This window comes from Enterobacter sp., assembly GCF_977039595.1.
Genome location: NZ_CDRQYH010000134.1, coordinates 1 through 2,935, shown reverse-complemented (window position 1 = coordinate 2,935; position 2,935 = coordinate 1). Strand labels below are relative to the sequence as shown.

4 protein-coding genes and 1 other RNA gene are annotated in these 2,935 nt (G+C 54.2%); 4 read left to right on the top strand and 1 reads right to left on the bottom strand.

From position 1 onward, the window contains the following. Window positions 1-50: 50 nt before the first annotated feature. From zapA to ACWYRJ_RS20700, 3 genes are all read left to right on the top strand, one after another. On the top strand, window positions 51-380 hold the full coding sequence (gene zapA / locus ACWYRJ_RS20710; RefSeq protein WP_006811891.1) for a cell division protein ZapA: 330 nt from the start codon (window positions 51-53) through the stop codon (window positions 378-380). Window positions 381-421: 41 nt separating this feature from the next. Continuing rightward, window positions 422-605: non-coding RNA, 6S RNA (gene ssrS / locus ACWYRJ_RS20705), on the top strand. Window positions 606-629: 24 nt separating this feature from the next. Further along, entirely contained in the window at window positions 630-1,226 is a 597-nt protein-coding gene (locus tag ACWYRJ_RS20700) for a 5-formyltetrahydrofolate cyclo-ligase (protein ID WP_159514859.1), read from the top strand. Window positions 1,227-1,322: 96 nt separating this feature from the next. Here the strand turns inward: ACWYRJ_RS20700 and serA are convergent, their stop codons facing one another. Further along, a complete protein-coding gene (serA, locus tag ACWYRJ_RS20695) occupies window positions 1,323-2,555 on the bottom strand; it encodes a phosphoglycerate dehydrogenase (RefSeq protein ID WP_111963213.1) in 1,233 nt (410 codons plus the stop codon). 311 nt (window positions 2,556-2,866) lie between these two features. On the opposite strand from serA, the gene ACWYRJ_RS20690 reads away from it, so the two are divergent. Next, the coding region (locus ACWYRJ_RS20690; RefSeq protein WP_223277024.1) for a hypothetical protein at window positions 2,867-2,935 on the top strand (69 nt) is incomplete at its 3' end.

Sequence of the window (2,935 nt, the reverse complement as noted above, 5' to 3'; positions counted from 1 at the left end):
CCCCCGGGGCAGTAAGCGAAGGCAGCGCAGTCAATCAGCAGGAAGGTGGCATGTCTGCACAACCCGTCGATCTCCAGATTTTTGGCCGTTCACTGCGAGTGAATTGTCCGCCTGAACAAAGGGATGCTTTGAATCAGGCTGCGGACGATTTGAATCAGCGGTTGCAAGATCTAAAAGAACGCACTAGAGTCACAAATACTGAGCAGCTGGTTTTCATCGCCGCGTTGAACATCAGCTATGAACTGACTCAGGAAAAAGCGAAGACCCGCGACTACGCGGCAAGCATGGAGCAGCGCATAAAAATGCTCCAGCAGACCATAGAACAAGCATTGCTTGATCAAGGTCGCAATCCCGAAAGACCGGGACCCAAGTTTGAATAACACTTCTCAGTTGACTATGGTAGAGTAACTGTGAAGACAAAATTTCTCTGAGATGTTCGCAAGCGGGCCAGTCCCCTGAGCCGATATTTCATACCACAAGAATGTGGCGCTCCATGGTTGGTGAGCATGCTCGGTCCGTCCGAGAAGCCTTAAAACTATGACGACACATTCACCTTGAACCAAGGGTTCAAGGGTTACAGCCTGCGGCGGCATCTCGGAGATTCCCTCTCTTTTCTTCTACCGACTACCATGACTCAATTCCCTGAAGTTTCTGCTTCACGCCAGGACATCCGTCAGCTAATTCGTCAGCGCCGCCGTGCGTTAACCTCCGATCAGCAAGCGCATTTTGCCCAGCAGGCCGCCGCCCGTATGATGGCGTATCCCCCTGTCGTGATGGCGCATACCGTTGCGCTGTTTCTGTCGTTTGACGGCGAGCTGGACACCCAACCGCTGATAGAGCAACTCTGGCGCGCCGGGAAGAAGGTCTATCTGCCGGTGCTGCACCCGTTTAGCGAGGGGAATCTGCTGTTTCTGCACTACCATCCGCACAGCGAGCTGGTGGTGAACCGCCTGAAAATCACCGAACCGAAACTCGACGTGCGCGACGTGCTGCCGCTGTCACAGCTGGATGTGCTGATTACGCCGCTGGTGGCGTTTGATGAACAGGGCCAGCGCCTGGGAATGGGCGGTGGTTTTTACGACAGAACGCTACAAAACTGGCAGCAGTACGGGTTGCAGCCGGTGGGCTATGCGCATGATTGCCAGGGCGTGGAGGCATTGCCGGTGGAGAAATGGGATGTGCCGTTGCCGGCGGTGGTGACGCCCAGCAAAATCTGGGTCTGGTAGAATAAAGCCGGGTGGCGCTTACGCTTACCCGGCCTACAAATGCTCAGAGTAGGTCGGGTAAGGCGCAGCCGCCACCCGACACCACAAACCGCACTATCAGTACAGCAGACGCGCGCGAATCGTCCCCGCAATAGACTTCATGCTCAGCAGCGCTTTCTCGGCCACATCATCATCCGCTTCGATATCAATAACCACGTAGCCCATCTGCGAGTTCGTCTGCAGATACTGCGCGGCAATGTTGACGCCCTGCTCGGCAAAGATCTGGTTGATCGCGGTCAGCACGCCTGGACGGTTTTCGTGGATGTGCAGCAGACGACGACCACCGTGCAGCGGCAGAGACACTTCCGGGAAGTTCACGGCAGAGAGCGTAGAACCGTTGTCGGAGTATTTGCTCAGTTTACCCGCCACTTCCAGACCGATGTTCTCCTGCGCTTCCTGGGTGGAACCGCCAATGTGAGGCGTCAGGATCACGTTGTCGAACTCGCACAGCGGAGAGGTAAACGGATCGCTGTTGGTCGCAGGCTCCGTCGGGAAGACGTCGATGGCGGCGCCCGCCAGATGCTTACGCTTCAGCGCATCGCACAGCGCAGGGATATCGACAACCGTGCCGCGCGCGGCGTTAATCAGCAGTGAGCCCGGCTTCATCAGCGCCAGCTCTTCCGCGCCCATCATGTTTTTGGTGGACGCATTTTCCGGCACGTGCAGGCTCACCACGTCACTCATGTTCAGCAGGTCAGACAGGTGTTGAACCTGGGTGGCATTGCCCAGCGGCAGCTTGCTTTCGATATCGTAAAAATAGACATGCATACCGAGAGATTCCGCCAGAATCCCCAGTTGGGTACCGATGTGGCCATAGCCGATAATCCCCAGCTTTTTACCACGCGCTTCATATGAGCCAGACGCAAGTTTGTTCCACACGCCGCGGTGCGCCTTGGCGTTAGCTTCAGGAATGCCGCGCAGCAGAAGCAGCAGTTCGCCAATCACCAGCTCCGCCACGGAACGGGTGTTAGAGAACGGGGCATTGAAGACGGGAATACCGCGTTTCGCGGCAGCATTCAGGTCAACCTGGTTGGTACCAATGCAGAAGCAGCCGATAGCCACCAGCTTTTCCGCCGCGGCAATAACCTCTTCAGTCAGGTGAGTACGGGATCGCAGGCCAATGAAGTGGGCATCACGGATGGACGCTTTCAGCTCTTCGGTATCGAGCGCGCCTTTGTGAAATTCGATGTTGGTGTAACCTGCCGCACGAAGGCTATCGATTGCTTTTTGATGTACGCCCTCAACCAGCAGGAATTTAATCTTGTCTTTCTCCAGTGATACCTTTGCCATTTACCCGACCCTGTTTTTGTCTGAACTGATGTTGTGCTGGATATGAATCCGCCGTAGCCAACATATCAAAAAAAACTATTGCAGCAATATGAACGTTTGCGTCGGCACTCTGAAGAAAAGTCATACAGAGCAAAATGTCAGAGGAAAATGCTATGGAAATTTACAAACGCGGCAGGATCGGCAAAAGAGGCGTAAAAACGTGACACAAGTCACCAAATTTAGCTTTTCAAAAATTTTTTAGCGGGGGGAGGACTCCCATAAGCGCTAACTTAAGGGTTGTGGTATTACGCCTGATATGATTTAACGTGCCGATGAATTACTCTCACGATAACTGGTCAGCAATTCTGGCCCATATTGGTAAGCCCGAAGAACTGGATACT

Bases quoted from the DNA above. Each gene is read 5' to 3' on its own strand.
- ACWYRJ_RS20700 (WP_159514859.1), top strand. From the start codon at position 630: ATGACTCAATTCCCTGAAGTTTCTGCTTCACGCCAGGACATCCGTCAG.
- serA (WP_111963213.1), bottom strand. From the start codon at position 2,555: ATGGCAAAGGTATCACTGGAGAAAGACAAGATTAAATTCCTGCTGGTT.
- zapA (WP_006811891.1), top strand. From the start codon at position 51: ATGTCTGCACAACCCGTCGATCTCCAGATTTTTGGCCGTTCACTGCGA.